This window comes from Streptomyces sp. NPDC049970 (assembly GCF_040660235.1).
GTDB lineage: Bacteria > Actinomycetota > Actinomycetes > Streptomycetales > Streptomycetaceae > Streptomyces.
On the sequence record NZ_JBFALP010000016.1, the window covers coordinates 97,252 to 123,768 of the forward strand.

The 26,517-nt window shown below is 71.9% G+C and carries 30 protein-coding genes; 11 read left to right on the forward strand and 19 right to left on the reverse strand.

Annotated features, from left to right (window positions below):
• The first annotated feature begins 169 nt into the window (after positions 1 to 169).
• Positions 170 to 1,216, forward strand: a complete 1,047-nt coding sequence (locus AB0I83_RS24640) for an ATP-binding cassette domain-containing protein (protein ID WP_363306209.1) — start codon at positions 170 to 172, stop codon at positions 1,214 to 1,216.
• Positions 1,209 to 1,982 carry an ABC transporter permease gene (locus AB0I83_RS24645; RefSeq protein WP_363306157.1) on the forward strand — a complete coding sequence of 258 codons (774 nt, stop codon included), beginning with the start codon at positions 1,209 to 1,211 and terminating at the stop codon, positions 1,980 to 1,982. Before AB0I83_RS24640 ends, AB0I83_RS24645 begins: the two co-directional genes overlap by 8 nt.
• Here AB0I83_RS24645 and AB0I83_RS24650 read toward each other — a convergent pair.
• From AB0I83_RS24650 to AB0I83_RS24675, 6 genes are all read right to left on the reverse strand, one after another.
• Complete coding sequence (locus AB0I83_RS24650; protein ID WP_363306158.1) at positions 1,963 to 2,994, reverse strand: aminoglycoside phosphotransferase family protein; 1,032 nt, start codon at positions 2,992 to 2,994, stop codon at positions 1,963 to 1,965. The genes AB0I83_RS24645 and AB0I83_RS24650 overlap by 20 nt on opposite strands.
• The gene (locus AB0I83_RS24655; RefSeq protein WP_363306159.1) at positions 2,892 to 3,668 is read right to left on the reverse strand and encodes an HAD family hydrolase; all 777 of its coding nucleotides are present in this window, start codon (positions 3,666 to 3,668) and stop codon (positions 2,892 to 2,894) included. The genes AB0I83_RS24650 and AB0I83_RS24655 overlap by 103 nt, the downstream gene beginning before the upstream one ends.
• 51 nt (positions 3,669 to 3,719) lie before the next feature.
• The gene (locus tag AB0I83_RS24660) at positions 3,720 to 4,037 is read right to left on the reverse strand and encodes a hypothetical protein (protein WP_363306160.1); all 318 of its coding nucleotides are present in this window, start codon (positions 4,035 to 4,037) and stop codon (positions 3,720 to 3,722) included.
• A gap of 102 nt (positions 4,038 to 4,139) precedes the next feature.
• On the reverse strand, positions 4,140 to 5,393 hold the full coding sequence (locus AB0I83_RS24665; RefSeq protein ID WP_363306161.1) for a GNAT family N-acetyltransferase: 1,254 nt from the start codon (positions 5,391 to 5,393) through the stop codon (positions 4,140 to 4,142).
• Positions 5,394 to 5,506: 113 nt separating this feature from the next.
• Positions 5,507 to 6,484, reverse strand: a complete 978-nt coding sequence (locus AB0I83_RS24670) for an asparaginase (RefSeq protein ID WP_363306162.1) — start codon at positions 6,482 to 6,484, stop codon at positions 5,507 to 5,509.
• Between the two features lie 52 nt (positions 6,485 to 6,536).
• On the reverse strand, positions 6,537 to 7,217 hold the full coding sequence (locus tag AB0I83_RS24675) for an ABC transporter substrate-binding protein (RefSeq protein WP_363306163.1): 681 nt from the start codon (positions 7,215 to 7,217) through the stop codon (positions 6,537 to 6,539).
• A 116-nt stretch (positions 7,218 to 7,333) separates the two neighbouring features.
• On the opposite strand from AB0I83_RS24675, the gene dtd reads away from it, so the two are divergent.
• A complete protein-coding gene (dtd, locus tag AB0I83_RS24680) occupies positions 7,334 to 7,783 on the forward strand; it encodes a D-aminoacyl-tRNA deacylase (RefSeq protein ID WP_356843300.1) in 450 nt (149 codons plus the stop codon).
• A gap of 42 nt (positions 7,784 to 7,825) precedes the next feature.
• Here the strand turns inward: dtd and AB0I83_RS24685 are convergent, their stop codons facing one another.
• The 3 genes from AB0I83_RS24685 to AB0I83_RS24695 all read right to left on the reverse strand — a co-directional run bounded on the left by AB0I83_RS24685 (position 7,826) and on the right by AB0I83_RS24695 (position 9,908).
• Positions 7,826 to 8,791 carry a folate-binding protein gene (locus tag AB0I83_RS24685; protein WP_356531277.1) on the reverse strand — a complete coding sequence of 322 codons (966 nt, stop codon included), beginning with the start codon at positions 8,789 to 8,791 and terminating at the stop codon, positions 7,826 to 7,828.
• A 30-nt stretch (positions 8,792 to 8,821) separates the two neighbouring features.
• Positions 8,822 to 9,271: a Fur family transcriptional regulator gene (locus tag AB0I83_RS24690; RefSeq protein ID WP_363306164.1), complete on the reverse strand. Its 450-nt coding sequence runs from the start codon at positions 9,269 to 9,271 to the stop codon at positions 8,822 to 8,824.
• A 64-nt stretch (positions 9,272 to 9,335) separates the two neighbouring features.
• Positions 9,336 to 9,908 carry an FABP family protein gene (locus AB0I83_RS24695; RefSeq protein ID WP_356531273.1) on the reverse strand — a complete coding sequence of 191 codons (573 nt, stop codon included), beginning with the start codon at positions 9,906 to 9,908 and terminating at the stop codon, positions 9,336 to 9,338.
• 351 nt (positions 9,909 to 10,259) lie between these two features.
• Between AB0I83_RS24695 and AB0I83_RS24700 the strand changes: the two genes are divergently transcribed.
• Positions 10,260 to 10,622 (forward strand): DsrE family protein, encoded by a 363-nt coding sequence (locus tag AB0I83_RS24700; protein WP_356531272.1) that lies wholly within the window; start codon positions 10,260 to 10,262, stop codon positions 10,620 to 10,622.
• 16 nt (positions 10,623 to 10,638) lie between these two features.
• Here the strand turns inward: AB0I83_RS24700 and AB0I83_RS24705 are convergent, their stop codons facing one another.
• The 8 genes from AB0I83_RS24705 to AB0I83_RS24740 all read right to left on the reverse strand — a co-directional run bounded on the left by AB0I83_RS24705 (position 10,639) and on the right by AB0I83_RS24740 (position 16,003).
• Positions 10,639 to 10,899 (reverse strand): DUF3099 domain-containing protein, encoded by a 261-nt coding sequence (locus tag AB0I83_RS24705; protein ID WP_356531270.1) that lies wholly within the window; start codon positions 10,897 to 10,899, stop codon positions 10,639 to 10,641.
• A 118-nt stretch (positions 10,900 to 11,017) separates the two neighbouring features.
• Complete coding sequence (locus AB0I83_RS24710; RefSeq protein WP_014154938.1) at positions 11,018 to 11,305, reverse strand: DUF1416 domain-containing protein; 288 nt, start codon at positions 11,303 to 11,305, stop codon at positions 11,018 to 11,020.
• 48 nt (positions 11,306 to 11,353) lie between these two features.
• Complete coding sequence (locus AB0I83_RS24715) at positions 11,354 to 12,193, reverse strand: sulfurtransferase (RefSeq protein ID WP_356531269.1); 840 nt, start codon at positions 12,191 to 12,193, stop codon at positions 11,354 to 11,356.
• A gap of 142 nt (positions 12,194 to 12,335) precedes the next feature.
• On the reverse strand, positions 12,336 to 12,416 hold the full coding sequence (locus AB0I83_RS24720) for a putative leader peptide (RefSeq protein ID WP_350310325.1): 81 nt from the start codon (positions 12,414 to 12,416) through the stop codon (positions 12,336 to 12,338).
• A 267-nt stretch (positions 12,417 to 12,683) separates the two neighbouring features.
• Entirely contained in the window at positions 12,684 to 13,379 is a 696-nt protein-coding gene (locus tag AB0I83_RS24725; protein WP_363306165.1) for a DUF2993 domain-containing protein, read from the reverse strand.
• Between the two features lie 158 nt (positions 13,380 to 13,537).
• Positions 13,538 to 14,779, reverse strand: coding sequence for a hypothetical protein (locus AB0I83_RS24730; protein ID WP_363306166.1), 1,242 nt, complete (start codon positions 14,777 to 14,779; stop codon positions 13,538 to 13,540).
• 10 nt (positions 14,780 to 14,789) lie between these two features.
• Positions 14,790 to 15,044: a MoaD/ThiS family protein gene (locus AB0I83_RS24735; RefSeq protein ID WP_356531265.1), complete on the reverse strand. Its 255-nt coding sequence runs from the start codon at positions 15,042 to 15,044 to the stop codon at positions 14,790 to 14,792.
• A gap of 41 nt (positions 15,045 to 15,085) precedes the next feature.
• Positions 15,086 to 16,003, reverse strand: a complete 918-nt coding sequence (locus AB0I83_RS24740) for an alpha/beta hydrolase (RefSeq protein ID WP_363306167.1) — start codon at positions 16,001 to 16,003, stop codon at positions 15,086 to 15,088.
• Between the two features lie 298 nt (positions 16,004 to 16,301).
• Between AB0I83_RS24740 and AB0I83_RS24745 the strand changes: the two genes are divergently transcribed.
• The 6 genes from AB0I83_RS24745 to AB0I83_RS24770 all read left to right on the forward strand — a co-directional run bounded on the left by AB0I83_RS24745 (position 16,302) and on the right by AB0I83_RS24770 (position 21,945).
• Positions 16,302 to 17,105: a response regulator transcription factor gene (locus AB0I83_RS24745; protein WP_363306168.1), complete on the forward strand. Its 804-nt coding sequence runs from the start codon at positions 16,302 to 16,304 to the stop codon at positions 17,103 to 17,105.
• 24 nt (positions 17,106 to 17,129) lie between these two features.
• Entirely contained in the window at positions 17,130 to 18,173 is a 1,044-nt protein-coding gene (locus tag AB0I83_RS24750; RefSeq protein ID WP_363306169.1) for a LacI family DNA-binding transcriptional regulator, read from the forward strand.
• 192 nt (positions 18,174 to 18,365) lie between these two features.
• Complete coding sequence (locus AB0I83_RS24755; protein WP_363306170.1) at positions 18,366 to 19,565, forward strand: trypsin-like peptidase domain-containing protein; 1,200 nt, start codon at positions 18,366 to 18,368, stop codon at positions 19,563 to 19,565.
• A gap of 12 nt (positions 19,566 to 19,577) precedes the next feature.
• A complete protein-coding gene (locus tag AB0I83_RS24760) occupies positions 19,578 to 19,814 on the forward strand; it encodes a hypothetical protein (protein ID WP_363306171.1) in 237 nt (78 codons plus the stop codon).
• Positions 19,811 to 20,539 (forward strand): response regulator transcription factor, encoded by a 729-nt coding sequence (locus AB0I83_RS24765; RefSeq protein WP_356843311.1) that lies wholly within the window; start codon positions 19,811 to 19,813, stop codon positions 20,537 to 20,539. Before AB0I83_RS24760 ends, AB0I83_RS24765 begins: the two co-directional genes overlap by 4 nt.
• Positions 20,536 to 21,945 carry a HAMP domain-containing sensor histidine kinase gene (locus AB0I83_RS24770; protein ID WP_363306172.1) on the forward strand — a complete coding sequence of 470 codons (1,410 nt, stop codon included), beginning with the start codon at positions 20,536 to 20,538 and terminating at the stop codon, positions 21,943 to 21,945. The genes AB0I83_RS24765 and AB0I83_RS24770 overlap by 4 nt, the downstream gene beginning before the upstream one ends.
• 33 nt (positions 21,946 to 21,978) lie before the next feature.
• Here the strand turns inward: AB0I83_RS24770 and AB0I83_RS24775 are convergent, their stop codons facing one another.
• Both AB0I83_RS24775 and AB0I83_RS24780 read right to left on the reverse strand, forming a co-directional pair.
• On the reverse strand, positions 21,979 to 22,872 hold the full coding sequence (locus tag AB0I83_RS24775; protein WP_363306173.1) for a phosphatidylinositol-specific phospholipase C: 894 nt from the start codon (positions 22,870 to 22,872) through the stop codon (positions 21,979 to 21,981).
• Between the two features lie 375 nt (positions 22,873 to 23,247).
• Positions 23,248 to 25,065 (reverse strand): bifunctional metallophosphatase/5'-nucleotidase, encoded by a 1,818-nt coding sequence (locus AB0I83_RS24780; protein ID WP_363306174.1) that lies wholly within the window; start codon positions 25,063 to 25,065, stop codon positions 23,248 to 23,250.
• Positions 25,066 to 25,544: 479 nt separating this feature from the next.
• On the opposite strand from AB0I83_RS24780, the gene mshD reads away from it, so the two are divergent.
• Complete coding sequence (gene mshD / locus AB0I83_RS24785) at positions 25,545 to 26,468, forward strand: mycothiol synthase (protein WP_363306175.1); 924 nt, start codon at positions 25,545 to 25,547, stop codon at positions 26,466 to 26,468.
• Positions 26,469 to 26,517: the final 49 nt, after the last annotated feature.

A 26,517-nucleotide genomic window follows, 5' to 3' on the forward strand; every position in this document is an offset into this window, starting at 1 on the left:
CCGAAGCCGCCTTTCCCGTAACTGGCTTGCCACCATCCTAGGTTTGCGTAATGCTTACGCAGTAACGCGTACAGCATACGCAGAAGGGGGATCCGTCATGCGCACGGACAGACACACGGACACACGAGAAGACCGGCAGGACACCTCGCACGGGGCAGGCGACGACGTCATGGGCGACGTCATGATCGAGGCGCACGGCCTGACCAAGTCCTACGGGAGGCCGAGCGCCCGGGTCCGCGTCCTGGACGGCGTCGGCCTCCGGGTACCGCGCGGCGGGATCCACGCCCTGCTCGGCCCCAACGGCGCGGGCAAGACGACGGCCGTACGGATCCTCGCCACCCTCACGACCGCCGACACGGGAACGGCGCGCGTGGCGGGGTACGACGTCGTCACCGACCGCCGCCGGGTACGCCGGGCCATCAGCCTGACCGGGCAGTTCGCCGCCGTGGACGAGTCCCTGACCGGCGAGGAGAACCTCCGGATGATGGCGCGGCTGAGCGGCCTGACCCGCGCCCGGGCCCGACAGCGCGCCGAGGACCTTCTCGTCCGCTTCGACCTCTCCGACGCGGCACGACGCCGGGCACGCACGTACTCCGGAGGGATGCGGCGGCGCCTGGACCTGGCGGCCGGACTCGTCGGCTCACCCGAACCCGGCGTCCTCTTCCTCGACGAGCCGACCACCGGCCTCGACCCCCGCAGCCGCCGCGAGCTCTGGCAGGTCGTCCGTGAACTGGCGGGCCGGGGCGCGGCGGTGCTGCTCACCACCCAGTACCTGGAGGAGGCGGACCAGCTCGCCGACCGCATCGCCCTGCTGAACAAGGGACGCGTCGTCGCCGAGGGCACCCCGGACGCCCTGAAGGCACGCGTCTTCGGGCACCGCCTCGACCTCGTCCTCACCAGCCGCGAGGCCTACCTCCGGCTCGCCCTCCGCGCCGTCCACCACTCCCCCGAGTCCCTCACCCTGGGGATCCCCACGGACGGCACGGCCGGCCACGCCCGCGCCCTGCTCGACGAGATCGACCCGCACCGCACCGACGTCGACCGCTTCTCCGTGCACGGCGCCACCCTCGACGACGTGTTCCTCGCCCTCACCTCCGGGACCACCGAGACGCCCGGCTCGACCGAGTCGCCCGGGACCAACGAGCCGTCCGGGACCAACGAGACCCCCGAGGCCCCGCAGGCACACGACACCCCGGAGGCATCCGCCCATGTCTGACGCACCCGGCATCCTCACGCACGCCACGGTCATGACCGGCCGCAGCCTGCTCGTCAGCCGCCGCAACACCGACGCCGTCATCACCTCGATGATGCTGCCGGTGATGCTGATGCTGATCTTCGTCTACTTCTTCGGCGGCGCGATCGACACCGGCGACGCCTACGACTCGTACGTCATGTACGTCGTCCCCGGCGTGCTGTTCCTGTGCGCCGGGTTCGGCTCCGCCACCACGGCCGTCGCCGTCAGCGAGGACATGAAGGGCGGCGTCATCGACCGCTTCCGCTCCCTGGACATCGGCGGTACGGCGGTCCTGGCCGGCCATGTCGTGGCGAGCACCGCACGCAACCTCATCTCCACCACCCTCGTCTTCGGCATCGCCCTGCTCATCGGCTTCCGCCCCGCGGCCACCCTCGCCGGCTGGCTCGGGGTGGCCGCCGTCCTGCTCGCCTGGATCGTGGCGCTGTCGTGGATCTCGGCGGCGATCGGCCTGCTCGCCCGCAGCCCGGAGTCGGCCGGAGGGTTCACCTTCTTCATGTCGTTCCTGCCCTACCCGAGCAGCGCGTTCGTCCCGGTCGACAGCATGCCGGGCTGGCTGCACGGCTTCGCCGACCACCAGCCGGTCACCCCCGCCATCGAAAGCCTCCGCGGACTCCTGCTGAACCAGCCGGTGGGCGGCGCCCCGTGGATCGCGCTCGCGTGGGCGGGCGGAATCCTGGTCGTGGCGGTGGCCCTCTCCGGGGTGCTGTTCAGGGTCCGGACGCGGTGACACCCGGCTCGCGGCCGTGCAGCCGGCGGGCGTAGGCACCCATGACCTCGCGCAGCGACGGGACGGTGTCGAGGCCGAGCGGCTCCCGCGCCCGCTCCAGCACCTCACGTACGCGGTGCGCGGTCACGGGCAGCCGGCTCCAGGCCGGCCCGGTGCCGGGTTGCTCCAGCGCGATGGCTCCGCGAATCACGTCGGTGTAGACGGACTGGGCGCGCTTGTACGCCAGGAGCACGCCCAGGTCGTCACGCCACCCCCTAGCGCACTCCGGCCGTACGCCGTGCACGGCCGCCGCCCAGAGACGGGCGGTCCGCGCGGCCTCCCGGGGCGGCGAGTACCGCATCAGGTGCAGGTGCGTCGCCAGGTCGTAGAGCGGATCGCCGATCATGGCGAGCTCCCAGTCGATGGTCCAGAGGTCGCCGCCGCCGTCCACCACGAAGTTCAGCCGGTGCAGGTCGCCGTGGACGAGTGTGAAGGGCCGGCCGGTCAGCCCCCTCGCTCGACCCCTGACCCCGTCCAACGCACCTTCTCGCAGGCTGAGTTCGCGCAGCAGCGAGCCGGAGCGGTCGGCGTGACGGCCGTACACCTCGTCCTCGGTGAAGGCGATCAGGCCCTCCAGGAAGGCCACGGAATCCCCGTCACCGGGGTGATCCGCCGGGACACACAGCCTCGGCGCGTCGATCGACCCGGTGTCCAGCGCCACGAGTTCCCCGAAGAGCCGGCCCAACTGGGCCGCGTGCCGCGCCGAGAGCGCGCCCGCCGTGCCGCGGCCGAGCGTCCGCCCCTCGATGAACCCCTGCAGGAGGATGTGCTCGTCGAGTACGACGATCTCGGGTATCCGCCGCACCCGGCCCCGCAGGTCCAGGAGCAGCCGGTCCTCGGCCGGCTCACCGTCCGGGCGGGCTCCCGCCTCTACCCGCGGACACCGGCCGGCAGCGGCCCCACTCCCGGCTCCCTCGACTCCACGCGCTGCCGGGCCGTCTCCACGAGACCCCGCAGCGAACGCACCGCCCACCTGGCCCCCACTTCCTCCAGGGCACGGCGCTTGCGCGCGTGCACCGCATAGCCAATGAACGGTACACCGACCGCCTTCGCCGCCAGGCAGTCCGCGGGGGAATCCCCGATCATGACCGCCGTCGCGGCGGTGGACCCGGTCGACTCCAGGGCGCGTACCAGACAGTGCGGATCGGGCTTGAGGAGCCCGGGGTCGGACGTACGTCCGTGAATGTGCTCGGCGGCCAGAACCGCGGGCAGGTGCCGGTCGAGGAAACGGACCACGGCGGCCGGGGAGTTGTTCGTCGTGACGGCCAGGTCCCAGCCACCGGCGTCGAGCACCCCGAGCAGCTCCAGCGCGTGTTCGGTCGGTGTGGCGCCGGCCGCCGCCTCGGTCTCCTCGGCGGTGAGGCAGCGCTCGGCGTGCGCCGTCGTCCCGCCCACTCCGTAGTGCTTGCCGACCGCCTGCAACAGGGCCAGCGGGTCGTCCCCGCCGGACGCCGCGACACCGGGGTCGCAGCCGGTCCTGCACAGCTCGGCGACCAGGCGCGCCGCCACCTCCGCCGCCGGGCGGGCGGCGAACAGGTCGCACAACGGGCCGTCGAAGTCGAAGAGGACACATTCCACCGCCGCGAGGAGTGCGGCGGGGCCGGACGCCGTGGCACCGGGAGGGGTGGCATCGCGCCGAACAGTCATGCGGTCGATCCGTTCACCAGGGCCGTCAGCGGGTCGTCGTGCCGGGCACGGTCAGAAGGGCGCCTTCGTGGCCAGGTTGTCCCACGTGGCGTCGAAGAACTTTCGCGCCGCCCGCACCACTCCCGCCTGTTCGGGGGTGGAGTCGGCCGACGCCCGGAACGGATAGAGGGTGGCCCCCGTGCCGTACGCGTCGTACGTCGCGACGTCCTCCCCGTCGGGCAGCGTCGCGGTGCCCTCCTCCGGGATAGCGGGTGACTTGTAAGGCAGTTGTTCGGTCTCTACGCAGAGTCGCGTAAGGCAACCGGCCTCCCCCACCAGCGGCGCACGGTCATCGGCCGGTGCCTCCGTCCGGGAAGGAGTGACCGCCATGCCCCCGTTCGCCTTGGGCCTTGAGCAGATCATCCAGTGGAAGTACGGCGTCCCGCCGGCGGTCCAGGCCGGCGCAACGGTTCACAGGACATCGGAGACACCTCAGAACACGTCCGGGCACCACGCCCGCCGAGACGCCCGGAACAGCGCGTCGGCCGAGGCCGCCGCACCCGCCCGGCCTTCGTCGAGCCGGCCCAGCGCGGCCAGCCGCACCGCGGACTCGTCGCCGAGATACAGCGTCCCCAGCTCCGCCACGTCCAGCGTGAGATCGGCGTCCCGCGTCGTGGGCACGCAGGAGACGCCGGACGGTGCGGCCTCCAGCCGGAAGCGGCCGCCCGCCAGTCCCGTGGCATCGCGCACGTCCAGGACCAGGGCCCCCTCACCGGCGTACGTACGGGCCTCCAGAGCGCGCGGAACGTCCAGGACCCGCAGCCACAGCCAGTCCGACTGGGTCACGACGCGAGCGGCGCGAGGGTCCGGCAGGAGCAGGGGGAGCAGGTCGTCGGGGGCGCGGTAGCCCGTGCGGACCGTGGTGATCCAGTCGATGGAGCAGACGAACCGCCACAGCGCGCGCTCCGCCGCAGGTGTCACGGCGATCATGCCTGCCACCGTCGCCTTGTTCAGCGGCTGCTTCCCGTCACCCCAGTGGTCGTCGGCGCGGTAGGTGATCAACCCGTCCGCCTCCCCGTCCGGCGACCGGTACACGGCGTGGAACGGCTCCGTCCACGTCTCGAACGCCGGGACGTCGACCCCGGTGCCGCGCTGCCACCAGCGCTCGTCCCGGGAGACGACTCCGTGCTGCCGGGCGGCGAGGCGGTCGTGGAGCTCGGGACCCAGCTTGCGGACGTCCGCGCCCTCGACGAGCTCGATCCGCCCGCCGTCCTTCTCCGAGGGGACCGGCGTGCGCGGGTCCAGACCGGCCCGGGGGACGTCGATCTCCCACTCCGCCGCCCAGGCGGCGGGCCCGAAGCCGTACCGCCCGTAGATCGGGTACTCCGCGGCGATCAGCGAGGCGACGACGTCGCCCCGCTCCTTCGCCGCCGCCAGGTCCCTGGCCATCATCCGGCTGAGCACGCCCCGCCGCCGGTGTGTGGGAGTCACCGTCACCGCGGTGATCGCGTCGGCCGGCACCTTGGCGCCGCCGACGACGGTCAGCTCCTGGGCGAAGGACCGGAACGTGGCCACACAGCGCCCGGCGTCGAACACGCCCTGGACACGGGCCAGATCGGTGTGGGCCAGGCGCACGGCGACCTCCTCCTCCCCCGGCACGTCGGACGCCCGCAGGAATCCCGTCCCCACGGCACGTATCCAGTCGGGGAACTCGGCGGCGGTGACGGTACGCGGATCAGGGCTCATGAGGCCCACGCTAAGCACAGGGGATTCGCGATGTCGCCCGCTTTTCCGCGCACGGAGCGGACCCCGGCGGCCCGGCTTTCCTCGCGTGCGGGCCCCGACGGGACGGCCCTCGCTCAGAAGGCCGCCCGGATCTCGCCCACCTCGGCCGCGCCGCCCAGCAGCGGGGCCCGCCCGATGCGGGAGACCACGGGGGCGTCGACGCCCAGCAGTCCGAGCGCGCGGGCCAGCACGGGCCCCAGGGCACGCGTCGAGCCGTCGTCGATCTTGAAGGCCAGCGCCCGGCCGTCCGGGAGGGCCACCGCCTGGACCGCCTCGGCCCCCATCTTGGAGAGCGTGCCCGGCACCTCGCGCATCAGCCAGGTGTCCGGCCGCCGGGTCCCCGCGACGTACTCCGGGTGCGCCCGCATGGCGTCCGCGACCCGGCGCTCCGCCGAGCCGGGCTCCGCCAGTACGAACGCGCGGAACGCACGCGCCAGGCCCACCAGGCCGATCGCCATCAGCGGGGCCCCGCAGCCGTCCGTACCGATCGCCGCGACGGGCTCGCCCGCCGACTCCGCGACCACCTCGCCGACCAGCCGCTGGAGCGGGTGGCCGGGATCGAGGTAGCCGGCCGTGTCCCAGCCGTTGAGCACGCAGACCGCGAGCATGGCCGCGTGCTTGCCGGAACAGTTCATGGTGAGCGGCTCCCGCACGCCACCGGCGGCGAGGTACGCCTCCGCCTCGACCGGGTCAAGCGGCAGGTCGGGCGGGGTCTGCAGATCGTCCGGCTTCAGGCCGTGCTCGGCGAGCATCGTGCGTACCAGGCTGAGGTGGAAGGCCTCCCCGGAGTGGCTCGCCGCGGCCAGGGCCAGCCGCTCGCCCGAGAGGTCCAGCCCGGCGCGCAGGATCGCGGCGGCCTGCATCGGCTTGTTGGACGAGCGCGGGAAGACCGGGGCCGCCGGGTCGCCGAGGGCGAGTTCCACACTGCCGTCGGCGGCCAGGACGACCAGTGACCCCCGGTGCCTGCCCTCCGTGAAACCGGACCGCACCACCTCGGCGAGGACCGGGAGCGCGGGGGACGGGGACGACGACGGGGCTATGAAGGAGGTCATGGGGCGGGTGGCCTTCCGGGGACGGGCGTGACCCGCCCCCGGAAGGGTCGCTTCAGGCGAGCAGGTCCTCTACTTGTGCTTCTCCGTCACGGTACCTGCGGGCGATCTCCGCGCTGCAATCGTCGACGGTCCGCTGGAGCCGGTGACGCCGGCGGGAGACCTGCTGCTCGTAGCGGACGAGGCGTCCCATCGCGGTCAGCAGCTCTTCGTCCGTACGGGCGTCGAGGTCGGAGAGCTCGACCTCCGCGAGCGTGTCCTCCGCCAGTTGCCGGTACTCGTCACTGCGCGGAGTGGTCAGGGTGACGTGCCTGGCCGAGGTCCGGTGGGTGGAGGGGGTGTCGGCGAGGATCTCCGAGAGCCGGCCCACGACGGGCGACCCGGGGCCCGCACGGCAGGCGAGTTCGGCCCGCAGGATGTCGATCCGGCCCTGGACCAGACGGCGTACGTAACTGAGGTCCGCCTCGTCGCGCTGGGCGTCACGGCGCCTCGCGCGCAGATCGGGCAGCCGGAGCCCCCCGAACTCGGCCTGCGGGCGGACGGAGGCGAGTGCCTCGCCGGCTCCGACACCGGTCTGCCCCGGCACGGACACCGCCCCCGTCAGCTGGGCGGCGGGCGGCGTCACGGGTGGCCGGCCCGGCGAGGCGCCGTTCCGCTGGACCGGTGGCCGCATGCTGCCGGCCGTGCACGCCACTGGTAGGGCACCGGGTGATGGCCCGGTTCCATGTGCAGTCATGATGTTCCGTCCCCTCGACCGGTGCGTCGACACACCGACATCGTGCATCGTGCCACTACGCACGGTGTTCATGTGGATGCTCTGTTACCCGTTCAGCCCAAGATAGGTTGGGCCGTATGCGTGCGGTGATACAGAGAGTGGACGGCGCGAGCGTCACCGTGGCGGGCGCCGCGGGCGATGCGCCGGAGCCGGGGACGGTCGGCGAGATCGTCGGCGAGGGACTGTGTGTGCTGGTGGGGGTCACTCACGGGGACACGGCGGAGAAGGCGGCACAGCTCGCCCGCAAGCTGTGGACCCTACGGATCCTCGAGGGTGAGAAGTCCTGCTCGGACGTGAATGCACCGCTTTTGGTCATTTCGCAGTTCACTCTCTACGGGGACGCCAGGAAGGGCCGCAGGCCCACGTGGAACGCCGCCGCACCGGGCGAGGTCGCCGAACCGCTGGTCGACGAGGTGGTGGCACGGCTGCGCGCGCTCGGCGCCCGGGTGGAGACGGGCCGGTTCGGGGCGGACATGCGCGTCTCACTCACGAACCACGGCCCGTTCACCGTGCTGATCGAGGTCTAGCCGCGGACGGGCGGTCCGCATGGACGGACCGGCGTAGTGCTTCTACGGCTCGACGATCGTCTCCTGTGCCGCAGCGGTGTCACCCACGATCAGCTCCGCGTCCACGGCCACGTTCCGCTTCACCAGCGCCAGGGCGATCGGGCCCAGTTCGTGGTGCCGGGCGGACGTCGTGACGAAACCGAGCTGCCGGCCCTCCTCGCCGTCGGCCGCGAGCCTGACCGGCGTCCCGTGGCCCGGCAGGTGGACCTCGCTGCCGTCCAGGTGCAGGAAGACCAGGCGGCGCGGCGGCTTCCCCAGGTTGTGGACACGCGCGACCGTCTCCTGGCCCCGGTAGCAGCCCTTCTGGAGGTGCACGGCGGAGCCGATCCAGCCCAGCTCGTGCGGGATCGTCCGGTGGTCGGTCTCGAAGCCGAGACGCGGGCGGTGCGTCTCGACGCGCAGCGCCTCGTACGCCAGGATGCCCACCGCAGGGCCGTGGCCGGCGGCGTACGCCTCGAGGTCCGCACGGGGCAGGAAGAGGTCGCGGCCGTGCGCGGTCTCGCGTACGGCCACGCCGTCCGGGACCTCGGCGATGGACCCGGCCGGCAGGTGCACGACGGCGAAGTCGGCGGTACTGTCCGCGACCTCCACCCGGTAGAAGAACTTCATCGACTCCAGGTACGCGATCAGGTCGCCCTGGGTCCCCGGCTCGACGTGCATCCACATCGTCGTGCCGTCGTCGACGAGATAGAGGGCGTGCTCGATGTGCCCGTTCGCGGAGAGGATCAGCGACTCGGTCGCCCGGTTCGGCGCCAGGTCGCTGACGTGCTGGGTGAGCAGCAGATGCAGCCAGGCCAGCCGGTCGTCGCCGGTGACGGTGACCACGCCGCGGTGCGAGAGGTCGACCAGGCCGCCACCGTCGGCGAGTGCGCGTTGCTCACGGAACAGGTCGCCGTAGTGCGCGGCGACACCTTCGTCGCGGCCCTCGGCGGGGACGGCGCCGGGGAGGGACAGCAAGGGGCTCTTCATGCGACCAGCCTACGACTCGTACGGCCCGGACTAACGCCCGGCGGCGGGACCGTCCTGGGCCGCCTTCGCCGTGCAGTCGGCGCAGCGCCCGAAGATCGCGAAGTGCTTCATGTCCGTCTCGAAGCCGAACGCGCCCCGCAGCTTCGCGGTGAAGTCCGCGACCACGTCGACGTCGGCCTCGATGACGTCCGCGCAGTCCCGGCACACCAGGTGGATGTGGTGATGACGGTCGGCCAGGTGGTACGTCGGAGCGCCGTGGCCGAGGTGGGCGTGACTGACCAGCCCGAGCTCCTCCAGGAGCTCCAGGGTCCGGTAGACGGTCGAGATGTTCACGCCGGACGCCGTCCGGCGCACCTCGCAGAGGATGTCGTCGGGCGTCGCGTGCTCCAGCTTGTCGACTGCCTCCAGGACGAGCTGCCGCTGAGGCGTCAGCCGGTAACCACGCTGCCGAAGGTCGGTCTTCCAGTCGATGCTCACCACAGCCCCAGTGTAGGGCGGAGCGGGCACGGGCCCCGGTGTCCGCGGGGAACGGGGCCCGGACCGGCTACTTGAAGAAGGCGATGCCGTCGTCCGGCATGTCCCCGAGGCTCTTCGCCATCTCGGCGACCTCCTCCGGGGTGACGACCTTCTTGAGGTGCGCCGACATGTACGGACGGAGCTCCACGTCGGGGGTGGCCTTCTCGCCGACCCACATCAGGTCGCTGTTCACATAGCCGTAGAGCCGCTTGCCACCGCTGTAGGGGCCGGAGGCCGCCGTGCGGGCCACCGCGTCGGTGACGATGTCGATCTGCGGCTTCTGCTTGGCCAGCTCGCCGTACCAGACCTCGACGATGCCCTGGTCACGGACCATCACGATCTCGACCTTGCGGTCCTTGTCGACGCGCCAGTAACCGGACTCGGTCTCCAGCGGCCTGACCTGCTTGCCGTCGGCGTCCAGCACCCAGGAGTGGGAGACGTACTCCAGGAAGTCACGGCCGTCGTGGCTGAAGGTGACCTCCTGCCCGAAGTTGCACTTCTCGGCGCCTGGGAAGTCGGAGACGCCCGCACCCGCCCAGTTCCCGAGGAGGAAGGCCAGCGGCACGAGGTCCGGGTGGAGGTCGGACGGAATCTCGATCATGAGCGGCTCAGACGATCTGTGAGGGTGTACGGAAGGAGTTCGGCGAGGGTCAGCGCTGGCCCTGGTACAGCTTCTTCACGGTCACCGCCGCGAAGGCGAGCACGCCGACGCAGACCAGGACCAGCAGGGCGGAGAAGAAAGCCTCAAGCACGGGAGCTCCTCGAAACGAACGACGCGACGGCAGTACGCGTCCGGGCCCCCAGCCTAATGGGTGGGGACCCGGCACGCGGTTCCGGGGCGCGGCCCGGGCCCGGTCAGCCCAACGACTCGGCATACACGGAGGTTCGGCGCGACCGCCGCAGGTCACAGGTCCCGGGGATGGTCGCGCACCTGAGGATTACAGTTCGGTACATGTCGAAGAAGCTCGTGATCAAGGTGACCGCCGGTGCCGATTCCCCCGAGCGCTGCTCACAGGCCTTCACCGTGGCGGCCGTGGCGGTCGCGAGCGGCGTGGAGGTCTCGCTGTGGCTGACCGGCGAGTCCGCCTGGTTCGCCCTGCCGGGGCGGGCCGCCGAGTTCGAGCTGCCGCACTCCGCGCCGCTGCCCGATCTGGTCGACTCGATCCTGGCGGGCGGCCGGATCACGCTCTGCACGCAGTGCGCGGCGCGCCGCGACATCACGGAGAAGGACGTCCTGGAGGGCGTGCGGATCGCGGGAGCGCAGGTCTTCGTGCAGGAGGCCATGGCGGACGGCACCCAGGCCCTGGTCTACTGACCGCCGCCCGGCGGCCTCACCGTCGGCGCTTCCTGCCGTCGAGCTCGTCCCACCACTCGTCCGACTTCGGGTCGCCGGAGGGATCGTCCCACCAACGGTCCTCGGGGCCACGGCGGTTGGCGACCATCGCCGCGACGGGCGGTATGACCATGGCGACCACGCACATCGCCACGGCCGCCGGAACGGACCAGAGGCGCACGAAGGCCCAGGCGGATACGAAGAGGAAGAGGCATCCGCCCATCATCAGGAAATAGGCGCGCCTGCGCCGCGCGTACATGACTCCAGCGTAGGACCCCCGGCGCGGAACGGATACGGACGGCGCGGAGGGCCGCACCCCTGCCAGGTGGCGTCCAACCCCCTGGGGTGCGGCCCTCCGCGCCGTATGCGCGCGTGAACTACACGGCGATGGCGACCTCGGCGAGGCCACCGGTCTGCGCCACGACCGTGCGGTCGGCGGTACCGCCCGGAACCAGGGCGCGGAGCGTCCAGGTGCCCTCGGCCGCGTAGAAGCGGAACTGCCCGGTCGCCGAGGTCGGGACCTCGGCGGTGAACTCACCGGTCGAGTCCAGCAGCCGGACGTAGCCGGTGACCGGCTCGCCGTCGCGGGTCACGCTGCCCTGGATGGTCGTCTCGCCCGGCTTGATCGTCGAAGCGTCGGGGCCGCCGGCCTGTGCTCCACACATGGTGTTCTGTCCTTCTGGTCGGGGTCCTGCTGATCGGGTCCTGCGGAACTACTTGTTGGCGCCGAGCTCGATCGGCACGCCCACGAGGGAGCCGTACTCGGTCCACGAACCGTCGTAGTTCTTGACGTTCTCCTGGCCGAGCAGCTCGTGCAGGACGAACCACGTGAGCGCGGAGCGCTCACCGATGCGGCAGTACGCGATGGTGTCCTTGGCCAGGTCGACCTGCTCGTCCTCGTAGAGGGCCTTGAGCTCGTCGTCCGACTTGAAGGTGCCGTCGTCGTTGGCGTTCTTCGACCACGGGATGTTGCGGGCGCTCGGCACGTGGCCGGGACGCTGCGACTGCTCCTGCGGGAGGTGCGCCGGGGCGAGCAGCTTGCCGCTGAACTCGTCGGGCGAACGCACGTCGACGAGGTTCTGGCTGCCGATGGCCTTCACGACGTCGTCGCGGTAGGCGCGGATCGACTCGTCCTGGGGCTTGGCCTTGTACTGCGCGGCCGGGCGCGCCGGGACGGCGTCGGTCAGGTCGCGGGAGTCGAGCTCCCACTTCTTGCGGCCGCCGTCGAGCAGGCGGACGTCCTGGTGGCCGTAGAGCTTGAAGTACCAGAAGGCGTAGGAGGCGAACCAGTTGTTGTTGCCGCCGTACAGGACGACCGTGGTGTCGTTGCCGATGCCCTTCTCCGACAGGAGCTTCTCGAAGCCGGGCTGGTCGATGAAGTCGCGGCGGACCGGGTCCTGGAGGTCCTGGGTCCAGTCGATCCGGATCGCGTTCCGGATGTGGTTCTTCTCGTACGCCGAGGTGTCCTCGTCGACCTCGACGATGGCGACCTGCGGGTCGTCGATGTGGGCCTCGACCCAGTCGGCGTCGACCAGAACGTCTGCGCGGCTCATGTGTTTCTCCTCCGGGGCAGTCTGCGGCGGGGTGGTGCGATGTGCGGGGTGTACGCGCGGGTGCCTGCGGCGGAACGCGTACGGAGGCACGGGGTCGGCCCTGACAGCGTCGAAGGGCCCGGGAAACGGGAGAGGGTCCCGCTCAGAAGGTGCGACAGAGCATGGCGGCGACGCGGCACAGGTCTACTGCCCGCCGCTTCGTGAGGTCCGCCTGTCGCTTCATGCCTCCGATCGTAGGGAGGTACGGGCGGAGATGTCACCGTCGTGTCGCATGATGAGACGCGATCGTCCACCGTGTGAGACGCGACCGCCTCCCGGCCCTGCCCGGCACGGGATGGCGACGGTCGGGGCCGGACAGCCATCTGCGGATCGGACGGGACCGTCTCAGCATCCGGATCAGCAGCCCGGACGGTCTCCCTGAGACCCCTGCCCCGCCGCGCCGGGGACTACCCGGACCGCCCCGCCCGGAGACGGGTCAGCCGCCGGGCCGTCATCCGGCGAGTGCGATGTCGGCGCCGCTCATCGAGATCTCCAGACCGCCCGGCGCGACCACGATCTTCTCCAGCTCCAGGCCCTCCGGCAGCCCGCCGATGCCGCGCTCGAAGTCGGTCTTCTTCCTCACCAGGTCCTCCAGGCCGGGGATGCCCTCACCCGGGACCTCGTCCGCGCGCACCCGGACGGTGTCGCCGTCCACCAGCGTGACGGTCGACAGCACGCTGCGCGTGACCGTGCGGTCAAGCAGCGGTATCCGGACCGAGCCGGCGACCTTGACCTTGCCGTCGCCGCCGTAGGAGACGGTGACCCCGTCGTCGGCCGCCTCGGTGAGGGCCGCGTAGGACAGGAGGGCGGTGCCCGTGGCGCTGGCCGCGGTCGCGCTGGTGTAGCCGGCACCCAGTCTCACGTGGCGCAGCTGGGCGCGGATCTCACTGATCCGGATGTCCCGCCCGCCCGCACTGGCCCGGATGTCCTTGACCTTGACGTCGACCTCGTCCAGCTGCGAGTCGACGACCTGGGTCAGGAAGGGGAAGCCCTTGATCGATATGTCGGTCGCCCCCGCCTCGGCGCCGCCGAACCCGACCCGGTCCTCCGCCTCGGACTCCGCGAAGTGCAGTGCGACGCGATCCGCTGCGACGAAGATGCCCCCCAGCACCACAGCGATGACGAGCAGTATTCGCAGTGCGCGCATGCCTGTTGTTCCCCCACTCGGACCAGCCGGACGTATGACGCACGTGAGCCTACTGCCGTCGTGCGCCCAGTTGATCGACGAATCCGGGGGCCGACAGGTTCCCCCAGGAGCGGCCGGGTCCGGGCGGGGGTGAGGGAACGTCAGGAACGTCCGGAACGTCAGGCGATCGCACGGCCGATCAGATACACGGCGGGGGCCGCCGCCGTGAGCGGCAGCGCCACTCCCGCCGTCATGTGCACGAAGCGGGACGGGTAGTCGTAGCTCGCGACCCGCAGGCCGATCAGCGCGCAACCACCGGCGGCGAATCCGAGGAGCGCGGCGGGCGTCCCGAAGTCCGTGAGGGCCGCGGCGGCCAGTCCGGCCCCCGCCGAGGCGAGCAGCGCGGCCACGACCGAGACCACGCCGGGCAGCGGAAGGGCCCTGACGAGCACGGCCACGGCGACCGCGATACCGCCCACCGTCACGGCGTCCGGAACAGCCGCCAGATGCCCTGCGGCCAGGACGGCGAGCGCGGCGGACGCCACGGTGGCCGTGAGGCCGTACATCCGCTCGTCGGCCCCGGCACGGCTGCGCAGCTGGAGCATGAGGGTGAGCAGCACCCAGACGCCCAGCGTCCCGAGGATGGCCGCGGGAGCGTTGCTCCGGCCCGCGGCGAGCAGGACGGCGTCGGCGACGACGCCGCCCGCGAACGCGAGCGCGATGCCCTGCCTGGCCGGCCACATGCCGTTGAGCCGGAACCATCCGGCCGCCGTCACGGCCTGGAGCAGGACCAGCGGGACGAGCAGCGCGTACGGGCCGACGGCAGCGCCGAGCGCGAGGAGCAGACCGAGGCCGGCCGTGATCGCGGCGGGCTGCATGCCGGGCGCGATGATCGGCGAACGCCCTTCGGCGCGGGCCCGCTGGGCATCGGTGACCCGGGTGTTCCCCACGGTGGTCGGCGCTCCGTACTCGGAACCGGCGGCGGGCGCGGGGGCCGGTACGGCCGCCGGAACGGACGGAGCCTCGGGCGGCAGCGGGTAGGCGGCGGGGCCAACGCCCTGCGCGGGGGCGGCCTGCTGCTCGGACCGGTGCGGCTGCGGCTGCGGCTGCCGCTGGACCGTCGGCTGGTACTGGGTGTCCCAGGTCTGGCCCTGCCAGGTCTGGGCCGCACCTTCCTCACCGTGGCCCTGGACCTGCGGGCCCCCCTGCTCCGGGTAGCCGGCCGGCTGCCCGTAGGCGGGCTGCCCGTATGCCTGCGGCGGCTGCTGCCCGTACACCGGCTCCCCGTACGCCTGCTGCGGCTGTCCGTACGCCCGGTCCTGCGGCTGTCCGTACGCCTGCTGCGGCTCTCCGTACGCCGGGTCCTGCGGCTGCTGCCCGTACACCGGGTCGTACGGGTACTGCTGATCGTTGTCGCTCATGGTCTGCGGTTCACCCTCCTGCGAACGGCGGGAGCACCTCGACCGTGCCGCCCTCGGCAAGGCGTACGGTCTCATGCCCGCGGGTCCCCACAGGATTCCCGTCGATCAGGTACGAGCATCTGAGCAGTACGCGCGTCAGTTCGCCGGGGTGTCTCGCGCGCACCCCGGCGAGCGCCTCGGCGAGCGTGTCCGCGGCGTACGGCTCCTCCGCGGTCCCCGCGGCGGCCTTGGCCGCGGCCCAGTAGCGGATCGTTCCCGCTGCCATGGCGGCTCCCCTTTCGTCGTGCGTCGGCTGTCCATGATGGATCACGCCGACTCCGTCCAGTCGGCGATGCGGGTGAGCAGTTTCTCGTCCGCCGCGTTCTCCGCGTGCCCCATCCCGCGCTCCAGCCACAGTTCGGCCCCGCCGCGCGCGGCTCCCGCCAGCATCCGGGGGTGGTCGAGCGGGAAGTACGCGTCCCGGTCGCCGTGCACGATGAGCAGGGGCGCGGTGATCAGCGCAACCGCCTCCACCGGCGAGAGCGGCACCGGGTCCCAGTCCTCGCGCTGGATCCGGGTGCGGAAGCCGTACCGGCCGACGAGCCGGCCCGTGGGGCGGGTGACGACCCAGTGCAGGCGGCGCATCGGAGCGGTGCCCCGGTAGTACCAGCGGGCCGGCGCACTCACGGCGACGACCACGTCCGTATGCGCCCCCGTGCGCCCCTCGTGCGCCTCACTGCGCCGCCCGACCCGTTCGGCCCCCTGAGTGCGCCCCTGTTCGGTAGCGAATTCACCGGGTTCCGGAGCCGTATACAGAGCGGCGTGCCGGAGCACCACGGAACCGCCCATGGAGAAGCCGACCGTAACGATTCTCCGGTGTCCGAGCGACCTCGCCCAGGCGACCGCAGCGGCCAGGTCCAGCACCTCCCGGTCGCCCACCGTGGACCGCCCACCGGACCTTCCGTGACCCCGGAAGGAGAACGTGATCACGGCCGCACGCTGGGCGAACACCCCGGCGGCACGCAGCACGGCCGGCCGGTCGGCGGAACCGGTGAAGCCGTGCGCGAGGACGACGGCGGTCTCGGCGGAGGCCAAGCCTCCGCTCTCCTCGGAACCCGCCGTACACGGGGTGTACACCGCCTCGATACGCACCCCGTCACCGGTCCGCAACGTGGTGCGCCGGGTGGTCGGCGTGATCGAGGGAACAGAAGAACTCAGGAATCGACCCTCGGACACAGAACTCATGTGGGCTATTCTGCTGCGAAGAGGATCCGGGCAAAGCAGCCCCCGGGTCCTTTTGTGCTTTCCGAGCGTTGTTACGGCAGCGTTTCCATAAGCTCAGCGGCCCCCGGGCGCGGGACCGCACAGTAAAAACCGTATGACAGCCGTCGCAGGTGATGGCCGTACGGGAGTACGAAGCAGTGCCGCACTACTCCCCCGGGTCCGACCCGGGAGTGCCCCTCTCGCAGGGAACGAGGAGGACCGACGTAATGGGCGAGCGAACCGTGCACGATCGACCGACGACCCAGGCAGGTGGGCGGCGATGAGTTCACTGCTGCTACTGACGAATGCCCTTCAACCGTCGACGGAGGTGCTTCCCGCCCTCGGCCTCCTGCTGCACAGCGTGCGGGTCGCCCCCGCCGAGGGACCCGCTCTCGTCGACACCCCCGGTGCCGACGTCATTCTCATCGACGGCCGCCGCGACCTCCCACAGGTCCGCTCGCTGTGCCAGCTCCTCCGGTCCACCGGACCGGGCTGTCCGCTGATCCTCGTCGTGACGGAGGGCGGCCTCGCGGCCGTCACCGCCGACTGGGGCATCGACGACGTCCTGCTGGACACCGCGGGCCCCGCGGAGGTCGAGGCCCGGTTGCGGCTGGCCACCGGCCGTATGCAGATCACCTCCGACGACTCCCCCATGGAGATCCGCAACGGTGACCTGTCGGTCGACGAGGCGACGTACAGCGCCAAGCTGAAGGGCCGGGTCCTCGACCTGACCTTCAAGGAGTTCGAACTCCTCAAGTACCTGGCGCAGCACCCGGGACGGGTGTTCACCCGGGCCCAGCTGCTCCAGGAGGTCTGGGGATACGACTACTTCGGCGGCACGCGCACGGTCGACGTCCACGTACGACGGCTGCGCGCCAAGCTCGGCCCCGAGCACGAGTCGCTGATCGGCACCGTACGCAACGTCGGCTACCGCTTCGTCACCCCCGAGAAGGTGGAGCGGGCGGCCGAGGAGGCCAAGGCCAGGGCCACTACGAGGCAGGTGGAGGAGCCGGCCACCCGTCCGGAGCAGTCCGGGGACGCCGAGATCACGGAAGAAGCCCCGGTCCGGCCTGCCAAGCGGTAGGTCGATCCGCGTAGACTGCCGCGCGTGGCCAAGGTGACGCGGGACGATGTGGCGAGACTGGCGGGGACCTCGACAGCGGTCGTCAGCTACGTCATCAACAACGGACCCAGGCCGGTCGCCCCGGCCACGCGCGAGCGGGTGCTCGCCGCGATCAAGGAGCTGGGCTACCGGCCCGACCGGGTCGCCCAGGCCATGGCGTCGCGGCGCACCGACCTCATAGGCATGATCGTGCCGGACGCCCGGCAGCCCTTCTTCGCGGAGATGGCGCACGCGGTCGAACAGGCCGCCGCCGAGCGCGGGAAGATGGTGCTGGTCGGCAACTCCGACTACCGCGACGAGCGCGAGGTCCACTATCTGCGGGCCTTCCTCGGCATGCGCGTCTCCGGACTGATCCTGGTCAGCCAGGGCCCCAGCGAGCGGGCGGCGGCCGAGATAGAGGCCTGGGACGCCCGGGTCGTGCTGCTGCACGAGCGCCCCGAGGCGATCGACGACGTCGCGGTCGTCACCGACGACATCGGCGGCGCCCAGCTCGCCACCCGCCACCTCCTGGAACACGGCAACGCCTACGTGGCGTGCCTCGGCGGCATCGAGTCGACCCCGGTCGTCGGCGACCCGGTGGCCGACCACATCGAGGGCTGGCGACGCGCCATGCAGGAGGCGGGGCAGCCGACCGAGGGCCGCCTCTTCCACGCCCCGTACAACCGCTACGACGCCTACCAGGTCGCGCTGAAGCTGCTCTCCGGACCGGACAGGCCCCCGGCGATCTTCTGCGCGACCGACGACCAGGCGATCGGGGTGCTGCGGGCCGCCCGCGAGCTGCGGATCGACGTACCGGAAGGGCTCGCGGTCGCCGGCTTCGACGACGTGAAGGAGGCGGGACTGACCGATCCGCCGCTGACCACCGTCTTCTCCGACCGTCCGGCGATGGCCAGGGCGGCCGTCGACCTGGTACTCGACGACTCACTGCGGGTCTCCGGGTCACGCCGCGAGCGCCTGAAGCAGTTCCCGTCCGCGCTGGTCGTGCGCCGTTCGTGCGGGTGCGGGGAACCGACCGCCACCGCCCGGTGACGGCTGCCCGGTAAGGGCTGTCCCCTTGATCCCCGGTGGATCGGCGCGCGGCGTCGGATGCGGTGCCTCGCAAGGCGGAGACCCCGACAGCGCGGGCGCCTCGGGCGCCCTTATATCGGGCATACACGGTTCTGCCGGGCTTCTCAGGACGTACTCAGGCTGCTCTCATGTTCGCCGCCCACTCTCGTGGACATGACCGACAGCCACCGCCCGAGCGGCGAGTCCCCGAAGTCCCCCTCGTACGGCAACGCGTACGGCAGCGGTTCGTACGGCGAAGGTTCGTACGGCGAAGGTTCGTACGGCAGCGGTCCGTACGCCGGCGGTTCGAACAACAGCGGTTCGTACAACGGCGGCGAGGCGGCCTACCCGCCGCCTCCGGCCTACGAACCCGAGCGGCAGACCTCCGAGATGCCCGCCGCCCACGCCTGGCCGCCCCCGGCACCCCAGCCCGACCCCGCGGGACCGGCAGCGGAGGCGCCCAGGTCCGAGCGCCGGGTCAAGCGGCCCCTCGCACTGCTGGCCGCCGTGGCGATCGCCGCGGCGGCGATCGGCGGCGGGACAGCCACGCTCATCGGCGAGCTCGCGGGCGGCGACTCCGGCAGCACGGGCTCCGCCGGCGCCGTGAACGGCACCACCGTCTCGCAGAGCAGCGCGGGCACCGTCTCCGGTGTGGCGGCGGCCGTGTCGCCGGCCATCGTCGAGATCAGCGCGACGTCCTCGGCGGGCGAGGCCACCGGTTCCGGTGTCGTCATCACGTCGGACGGCGAGATCGTCACCAACAACCACGTCGTCTCCGGCGCCTCCAAGATCGAGGTCGCGCTCAGCACCGGCAAGACCTACACGGCCGACGTCGTCGGCACCGACGCCGACAAGGACCTGGCGCTCATCAAGCTCCAGGGGGCGAGCGGACTCAAGACGGCCTCGCTCGGCGACTCCTCCTCGGTGAAGGTCGGCGACCAGGTCGTGGCGATCGGCTCGCCCGAGGGCCTCACCGGCACGGTCACCAGCGGCATCGTCTCGGCGCTGGACCGCGACGTCACCGTCGCCAAGGACGACGAGCAGGGCCAGCAGCAACAGCAGCAGCAGCAGCAGCAGGGCGACGGGAACTGGCCCTTCGAGTTCGGCGGCCGGCAGTTCAACGGCGACACCGGCTCGTCCAAGACGACGTACAAGGCACTGCAGACCGACGCCTCGCTCAACCCCGGCAACTCCGGCGGCGCGCTCATCAACATGAACGGCGAGATCATCGGCATCAACTCCGCCATGTACTCGCCCAGTTCGGCCAGCTCCACGGGCAGCTCGGCCGCGGGCAGCGTGGGCCTCGGCTTCGCCATCCCGGTCGACACCGTCAAGTCCGACCTGGACACCCTGCGCGCCGGCAACGGCTCCTGACGAGGAGGACCCGTGAACCCCGGCACCGGCCCCGCGGTGGCGGGCCCGTCCGACCTCGCGCTGCCGCTCGCCCTGGTGGCCGGACTCGCCACCGCGACCCGGCCGCGCCCAGGGCGGCCGGGATCCGCGGCGGCGGCAGCCGCGGACGCCGTGCCGCGCGACGCCGTGCGGCGGCCGTGCGAGGCTGAGAACCCCGCACCCGCACACACAGCACCCAGCCCGACCAGGAAGAGGACCAACAAGCGATGAGCCCCGCCGAAGACGATCCGCAGCGCGTCCTGATCGTCGACGACGAGCCCGCGGTGCGCGAGGCCCTGCAGCGCAGCCTCGCCTTCGAGGGCTACGGCACGGAAGTGGCCGTGGACGGCTACGACGCCCTGGCCAAGGCCGAGTCGTACGCCCCCGACCTGATCGTCCTGGACATCCAGATGCCGCGCATGGACGGCCTCACCGCCGCCCGCCGCATCAGGTCCACCGGAACGACGACTCCCATCCTGATGCTCACGGCCCGCGACACCGTGGGCGACCGGGTCACGGGCCTCGACGCGGGCGCCGACGACTACCTCGTCAAGCCGTTCGAGCTGGACGAACTGTTCGCCCGCATCCGGGCCCTGCTGCGCCGCAGCTCGTACGCGGTCGCGGCGGGCGCCCTGCCCGACGACGACGTGCTGTCCTTCGCCGACCTCCGTATGGACCTGAACACCCGCGAGGTCACGCGCGGCACGCGCCGCGTCGAGCTCACCCGCACCGAGTTCACCCTGCTGGAGATGTTCCTCGCCCACCCGCGGCAGGTGCTGACCCGTGAGCAGATCCTCAAGGCCGTCTGGGGCTTCGACTTCGAACCCAGCTCCAACTCCCTGGACGTGTACGTGATGTACCTGCGCCGCAAGACGGAAGCGGGCGGCGAGCCACGCCTGGTCCACACGGTGCGCGGCGTCGGGTACGCGCTGCGCTCGGGCGGCGGTGACGGGTGACCGGCCTGCCCCGCCGGCTCCGCGCCCTCCCGCTCCGCTCACGGCTGGCGCTGCTGGTCGCCATGGCGGTGGCGGTGGCGGTGGCGGCAGTGGCGGCGGCCTGCTGGTTCGTGACGCGGGAGCAGCTGGAGCACCAGCTGGACAGCTCACTCCGCAACTCGCCGGCCGTCGACAGGTCGCTCGTCACCGAACTGCTGGCCAGCTGCCAGGGTGCCGGACGCGGCCCCCTGAAGCCGCCGGGCTCCTACACCCTCCAGATCATCGACGCGGCCGGAACGGTCTGCGGGAGCCCGAACACGACCCGCATCTCACCGGCGGACGAGGACCTGGCCGTGGCGGCGGGCGAACGGCGGGACTCACTGCACTCGGGGACCGACTCGGACGGCACGAGGATGCGCGTCTACACCTACGGCCTGGAGCTGCGCCCGTCCGGCCAGCTCTACGCCGTCTCGGTGGCCCGCCCCGAGAAGGAGGTCACCGACCCGCTCTCCACCCTCGCCTGGGTGCTGCTCCTGGTCTCCGGCATCGGTGTCGTCGGCGCGGGCGCCGCCGGCCTGTGGATCGCCCGTACCGGACTGCGCCCGGTCGACGACCTCGCCCACGCCGTGGAGCACGTCGCCCGCACCGAGGACCTCACCGTCCGGATCCCCGCCGAGGGCGAGGACGAGATCGCCCGGCTCTCTCGCTCCTTCAACTCCATGACCGGCGCCCTGGCCACCTCGCGCGACCGGCAGTCGCAGCTGATCGCCGACGCCGGACACGAGCTGCGCACCCCGCTCACCTCGCTCCGTACGAACATCGAGCTGCTCGCCCGCAGTGACGAGACGGGCCGCGCGATCCCGCCCGACGACCGCAAGGCCCTGATGTCCTCGGTGAAGGCGCAGATGACCGAGCTGGCCGCGCTCATCGGCGACCTCCAGGAACTCTCCCGCCCCGACGCCGCCGAGCCCGGCCCCCTCCAGGTGGTCGCCCTGCACGACGTCACCCGCGAAGCACTGCGGCGCGCCCGGCTGCGCGGCCCCGAGCTGACCATCACCGCCGAGCTGGCCCCCTGGTACGTCCGCGCCGAACCTGCGGCGCTGGAGCGCGCGGTGGTCAACGTCCTGGACAACGCGGTGAAGTTCAGCCCGCCCGGCGGGACGATCGAGGTCGCGCTGCACCGGGGTGAGCTGACCGTGCGGGACCACGGCCCCGGCATCCCCGCCGGGGACCTGCCGCACGTCTTCGACCGCTTCTGGCGATCACCGTCGGCCCGCCAGCTCCCCGGCTCCGGCCTCGGCCTGTCCATCGTGGCGCGCACGGTCCAGCAGGCCGGCGGCGAGATCGACCTGCGCCCGGCGGAGGGCGGTGGCACGACAGCCGTGATCCGCCTGCCGGGGGCACCGCAGCCGCCGCCGGCAGTGTGAGCACCACCGGGCCCTGGGCCCGAGTGCGCCGCCTCAGGCCGCCGGGTTGTGCCGGATCAACGACTCGACCAGGCCCGAACGGGTCGCCGGATAGTCCAGCGGGACGATGCCGAGGCCGGTCCAGCCCGCCGCCTCGGACCCTTCGAGGAACGAGTGCACCTGCGGGTTGAGCCGGTCGGAGTTCCAGCGCGGCGGCAGCAGCGCCGCCGTGCTCACGTAGTTCATGAACAGCTTGCCGGGCTGCTGCGCGGCTTTGCGGAACTGCGCCTGGATCTTCGGGTACTTGGCTCCCGGCTCGGCCATGTAGTCGTCCTGGATGTCGAAGAGCGCGGAGTCGGCGTAGCGGACCCCGGGCAGACCACCGTTGTCGGCGAGAACCACGACCTTGCCGCGTGCGGCACCGAGGTCCGGGAGCGTGGAGTCGAGGCGCAGGAGCGGACGCCAGCCCTTGCCGTCGAGGTAGATGTCGAAGATCCGCCGGAACGCGGCGTCGCTCTCCTGCGAGTACTCCTGCTTGACCCGCATCAGTACGGTCTCCGACGGCCGCCGGGCCAGGAAGTCCCGGCAGGCGCCCAGGACATCGTCGAAGTTCAGGTTCTGGTACGACGCTCCGTGGTGGATGGCGTAGGCGTCGCCGCTGATCCGGCAGCGTATGTCGAGGAAGCGGATACCGCTGTCGAGCTGCTCGGCGACCGTGGTGTTCTGGCACTCCGTCCAGGGGCCGCCGAAACGCGCCCCCGAATTGTGCGTTCCCGGGATCGTGAGGCGCTGCAGCGGGGTGGCGTCGGCGATGCCTCCCATCCAGTCCTGGGTGCCGAACGCGCGGCCTGCCGCTGCGGAGGCGGGCGTCCCGCCGATGAGGACTCCGGCGGTGGCGGCGAGGGCGCCGGTGAGGAAGGCGCGTCGGCTGGGGGTGTACGGGCTCATGCGGGGAGGCCTCCGTCGGCTGTGGGGGGAGGCTCGAATTATGTCGGGTACACCTCAATACCGGAACAGGGTCCACCCCGCACGGACCCGTACGGCCGGAATCCGCGCTACATCCCGGGACAGGAATCACGCATCTCTCCGCCGCAGGGCGCACGCCCCGTCATGGAGATGACCTGGCGCCGGACGGTCGTGCCACCTGGCAGTACGGAGACGAAGTCCGTCCCGGGGAAAGGCGCATCCTGTGGCGCCGGGTAGGGGGGCACCACATCTTCGTCCCCGGGCCGGCCTGAACATGCCGACGGTCCGCCACCTCGCGTGGCGGACCGTCGGTCTTCGAGCCGGGCAGGAGCAGCGCGACGCTCCCGCGCGCCGGAACTACTGCACGACCGTGATCCGGTCCGTGGCCGGCGGGGCCAGCGGCGCGGTGGCCGTGGAGTGCGCCGCCAGGTAGGTGTTGAACAGGTCCAGGTCGGAGGCGCCGACCAGCTTGTTCGTCCCCTGGCCGAGGGCCGCGAAGCCGTCGCCGCCGCCCGCGAGGAACTCGTTCATCGCGACGCGGTACGTCTTGGCCGGATCGATCGCCTCACCGTTCAGCAGGATCGAGGAAGCGACCACCCGGTCGGCGCCCGCCTTCGTCAGGTCCAGCGTGTACGTGAGCCCCTTCGAGACCTGGAGGATCTTCGGGGACGCCTCGTTGGAGCCGCTGACCTGCTGCTGGAGTGCGGCGACCAGCTGTGCGCCGGTGAGGTCGACGACGTTCATCATGTTGGTGAAAGGCTGGACGGTGAACGCCTCGCCGTACGTCACCACCCCGTCGCCCTCGCTGCCGGAGGCCGCGTACACCAGGTCGGAGCGGATACCGCCCGGGTTCATGAACGCGACGACCGCGCCGCCCTTGTCCGCCGGGGCCAGGCCCTCGAGCTGGGCGTCGGCGATCAGGTTGCCGAGCGGCTTCTCCGGGGCGGTGGAGCCCCGGCCGTTGATGTCGGCGGAGATGAAGCCCTGGGGCCGGTTCGCGATCGGCGCGGCGAGCGTGTTCCAGCGGGCGATCAGGGCCGTCATGTCGGTGGCCTTCGCCTGGTCCCGGCTGACGACGTGGTTCGCCGACGTCGCGGACTTCACCGACGTGCGCACGATGTCCTTGGTGCGGCGGTCGTAGGTGAGCGTGGTGTCCGTGTAGAGCTTGCCGAACGACGACGCCGACGTGACCATGCGCGGCTTGCCGGACGGGTCCGGGACCGTGCAGACGTACGCCTGGTGGGTGTGGCCCGTGACCAGTGCGTCGACCTTCGGCGTGATGCCCTTGGCGATGTCGACGATCGGACCGGAGACGCCGTCACCGGCACCCGGGCTGTCGCAGTCGTAGTTGTACGAGGAGGAGGCCGGGGCCCCGCCCTCGTGGATCAGCGCGACGATGGACTTGACGCCCTGCCGGTCGAGCTCCTTGGCGTACTTGTTGACCGTCTCGATCTCGTCGTGGAACTTCAGGCCCTTGACGCCGTTGGCCGTGACGATGTTCGGCGTGCCCTCCAGGGTCACCCCGATGAAGCCGACCTTGACGCCGTTCTTCTTCCAGACCGTGTACGGCTTGAGGATCGGCTTGCCGGTCTTCTCACTCGTCACGTTGGCCGCGAGGTAGGGGAAGTCGGCCCCCTTGAACTTCTTGCCCTTCTCGTAGCAGCCCTCGACCGGGTGGCAGCCGCCGTTCTGGAGGCGGCCCAGCTCCGTGGCCCCCTCGTCGAACTCGTGGTTGCCGACGGCCGTCACGTCGAGGTCGAGCCCGTTGAGCGCCTCGATGGTGGGCTCGTCGTGGAAGAGCCCCGACAACAGCGGGCTCGCGCCCACCATGTCGCCGCCGGCAGCCGTGACGGAGTACGGGTGGCCCTTGCGCGCGGTGCGCAGCGAGGTCGCCAGGTACTCGACGCCACCGGCCGGGACCGACTTCACCGTGCCGTCGGCCTGCTTCTCAGCGACCGTCCCGGCGGAACCGGCCGGCGGCTCCAGGTTGCCGTGCAGGTCGTTGAAGGAGAGCAGCTGCACGTCGACGGTACGGGGCTTGTGGTGGCCGTGACCGTGGCCACGGTCATGGGCACCGGCCGGCATCGCGGCGACGAGCGCGCCCACGGTGGCCAGCCCGGCGGCGGCGGCGAGCACCCGCCTGGGCACACGGTTCTTCTGTGGAGTCGCTGACATCGGTCCCCTTCGATTCTCTGGATCCTGCGTGCCGCAGCCTAGAGTCAACGCGCGTAGCGCGACAGGTGCCCGGGGTTACGAACTGGTTGCCGTGCGCCCGGAATGGGACCGATCACCCGGAGAGCGCACATATACCAGCAGAAACGTCACCGCGCCCGTACGCGCCGGGGAGCCCGTCGGCGGGGGGACGGCGAACTCGCGCCCCGCGCGGTGGTCCCGGACCGCCCCAGGACCGAACTGCCGGTACATCGCCGCGAGATGGCCGATACCCCTCGGGCCGATCGCGCGGGCCACACGTGTGCGCGCGGCTCGTCCCAGATCCCGGGTCGCGGGTCGCGGAGGCGCGGACCTTGGGGCGTGGAGCGCGGACCGTGGGGCGCGGGGTCGCCCTCCGGCCGGCAACGGCGGACGGCGCCCGACCGGTCCCGCACCGGGCTTGCCGCCCCGGCTCCCAGCCTCTCCGCCGTACGCTCGTACCCATGACGACTGACACGCCCCTCCCCTCCCCCGGACGCGAGATCGAGACCCTCGACGCGCTCACCCCCGAGCAGGCCGATGCCGTCCTCGCCCTCCTCGGCGAAGCCGCCGGGACCGACGGCAGGCAGGCCGTCTCCGAGCAGGGGCGGCTGCAGTTGAGGGGCGGGCACCGCGAGGGCGTCAGGCACTTCCTGCTCACGGTCGACGGCGAACTGGCCGGATACGCGCAGCTGGAGGACACCGACCCCGTCGAGGCCCCGGCCGCCGAGCTGGTCGTGGCCCCGTCCCACCGGGGCCGCGGGCACGGCCGGGCCCTGGGGGCCGCCCTCCTCGGCGCGACCGGGAAGCGGCTGCGGGCCTGGGCGCACGGCGGGAAGTCGGCCGCCCGCCACCTCGCGCAGGTCCTCGGCCTGTCGCTCTTCCGCGAACTGCGCCAGCTGCGGCGCCCGCTGGACTCCCTCGACATCGCCGAGCCGGCGCTCCCGCCCGGCGTCACCGTCCGCACCTTCGTGCCGGGCCGGGACGACGCCGCCTGGCTCGCCGTGAACAGTGCCGCGTTCGCCCACCACCCGGAGCAGGGCTCCCTCACCCAGCGGGACCTGGACGACCGCAAGGCCGAACCCTGGTTCGACCCGGAGGGCTTCTTCCTGGCCGAGCGCGACGGCGAGATCATCGGCTTCCACTGGACGAAGGTGCACGCCGAGGACGAGCTGGGCGAGGTCTACGTCGTCGGCATCAGGCCCGACGCCCAGGGCGGCGGCCTCGGCAAGGCGCTCACCGCGATCGGCCTTCGCCATCTGGCCTCCAGGGGACTCCCGACGGCCATGCTCTACGTGGACGCCGACAACCCCGCCGCCCTGTCGGTGTACGAGCGGATGGGCTTCGCGACGCACGAGGTCGACCTGATGTACCGCACGGAGTCCTGAGCACTCGACCCGTCCAGGGGCGGCGCCGCTTGACGCCGCCCCTTCTTTA

Excerpts from the sequence above, each read along its gene's own strand:
- AB0I83_RS24775 (WP_363306173.1), bottom strand. The coding sequence starts at position 22,872 with ATGAGCCCGTACACCCCCAGCCGACGCGCCTTCCTCACCGGCGCCCTC.
- AB0I83_RS24645 (WP_363306157.1), top strand. The coding sequence starts at position 1,209 with ATGTCTGACGCACCCGGCATCCTCACGCACGCCACGGTCATGACCGGC.
- AB0I83_RS24640 (WP_363306209.1), top strand. The coding sequence starts at position 170 with ATGGGCGACGTCATGATCGAGGCGCACGGCCTGACCAAGTCCTACGGG.
- AB0I83_RS24705 (WP_356531270.1), bottom strand. The coding sequence starts at position 10,899 with ATGTACGCGCGGCGCAGGCGCGCCTATTTCCTGATGATGGGCGGATGC.
- AB0I83_RS24780 (WP_363306174.1), bottom strand. The coding sequence starts at position 25,065 with ATGTCAGCGACTCCACAGAAGAACCGTGTGCCCAGGCGGGTGCTCGCC.
- AB0I83_RS24765 (WP_356843311.1), top strand. The coding sequence starts at position 19,811 with ATGAGCCCCGCCGAAGACGATCCGCAGCGCGTCCTGATCGTCGACGAC.
- AB0I83_RS24745 (WP_363306168.1), top strand. The coding sequence starts at position 16,302 with ATGAGTTCACTGCTGCTACTGACGAATGCCCTTCAACCGTCGACGGAG.
- AB0I83_RS24735 (WP_356531265.1), bottom strand. The coding sequence starts at position 15,044 with ATGGCAGCGGGAACGATCCGCTACTGGGCCGCGGCCAAGGCCGCCGCG.
- AB0I83_RS24655 (WP_363306159.1), bottom strand. The coding sequence starts at position 3,668 with ATGACTGTTCGGCGCGATGCCACCCCTCCCGGTGCCACGGCGTCCGGC.
- AB0I83_RS24660 (WP_363306160.1), bottom strand. The coding sequence starts at position 4,037 with ATGGCGGTCACTCCTTCCCGGACGGAGGCACCGGCCGATGACCGTGCG.
- AB0I83_RS24700 (WP_356531272.1), top strand. The coding sequence starts at position 10,260 with ATGTCGAAGAAGCTCGTGATCAAGGTGACCGCCGGTGCCGATTCCCCC.
- AB0I83_RS24675 (WP_363306163.1), bottom strand. The coding sequence starts at position 7,217 with ATGACTGCACATGGAACCGGGCCATCACCCGGTGCCCTACCAGTGGCG.
- AB0I83_RS24720 (WP_350310325.1), bottom strand. The coding sequence starts at position 12,416 with ATGAAGCGACAGGCGGACCTCACGAAGCGGCGGGCAGTAGACCTGTGC.
- AB0I83_RS24670 (WP_363306162.1), bottom strand. The coding sequence starts at position 6,484 with ATGACCTCCTTCATAGCCCCGTCGTCGTCCCCGTCCCCCGCGCTCCCG.
- AB0I83_RS24755 (WP_363306170.1), top strand. The coding sequence starts at position 18,366 with ATGACCGACAGCCACCGCCCGAGCGGCGAGTCCCCGAAGTCCCCCTCG.
- AB0I83_RS24695 (WP_356531273.1), bottom strand. The coding sequence starts at position 9,908 with ATGATCGAGATTCCGTCCGACCTCCACCCGGACCTCGTGCCGCTGGCC.
- AB0I83_RS24665 (WP_363306161.1), bottom strand. The coding sequence starts at position 5,393 with ATGAGCCCTGATCCGCGTACCGTCACCGCCGCCGAGTTCCCCGACTGG.
- AB0I83_RS24725 (WP_363306165.1), bottom strand. The coding sequence starts at position 13,379 with ATGCGCGCACTGCGAATACTGCTCGTCATCGCTGTGGTGCTGGGGGGC.
- AB0I83_RS24715 (WP_356531269.1), bottom strand. The coding sequence starts at position 12,193 with ATGAGCCGCGCAGACGTTCTGGTCGACGCCGACTGGGTCGAGGCCCAC.
- AB0I83_RS24710 (WP_014154938.1), bottom strand. The coding sequence starts at position 11,305 with ATGTGTGGAGCACAGGCCGGCGGCCCCGACGCTTCGACGATCAAGCCG.
- dtd (WP_356843300.1), top strand. The coding sequence starts at position 7,334 with ATGCGTGCGGTGATACAGAGAGTGGACGGCGCGAGCGTCACCGTGGCG.
- mshD (WP_363306175.1), top strand. The coding sequence starts at position 25,545 with ATGACGACTGACACGCCCCTCCCCTCCCCCGGACGCGAGATCGAGACC.
- AB0I83_RS24740 (WP_363306167.1), bottom strand. The coding sequence starts at position 16,003 with ATGAGTTCTGTGTCCGAGGGTCGATTCCTGAGTTCTTCTGTTCCCTCG.
- AB0I83_RS24730 (WP_363306166.1), bottom strand. The coding sequence starts at position 14,779 with ATGAGCGACAACGATCAGCAGTACCCGTACGACCCGGTGTACGGGCAG.
- AB0I83_RS24685 (WP_356531277.1), bottom strand. The coding sequence starts at position 8,791 with ATGAAGAGCCCCTTGCTGTCCCTCCCCGGCGCCGTCCCCGCCGAGGGC.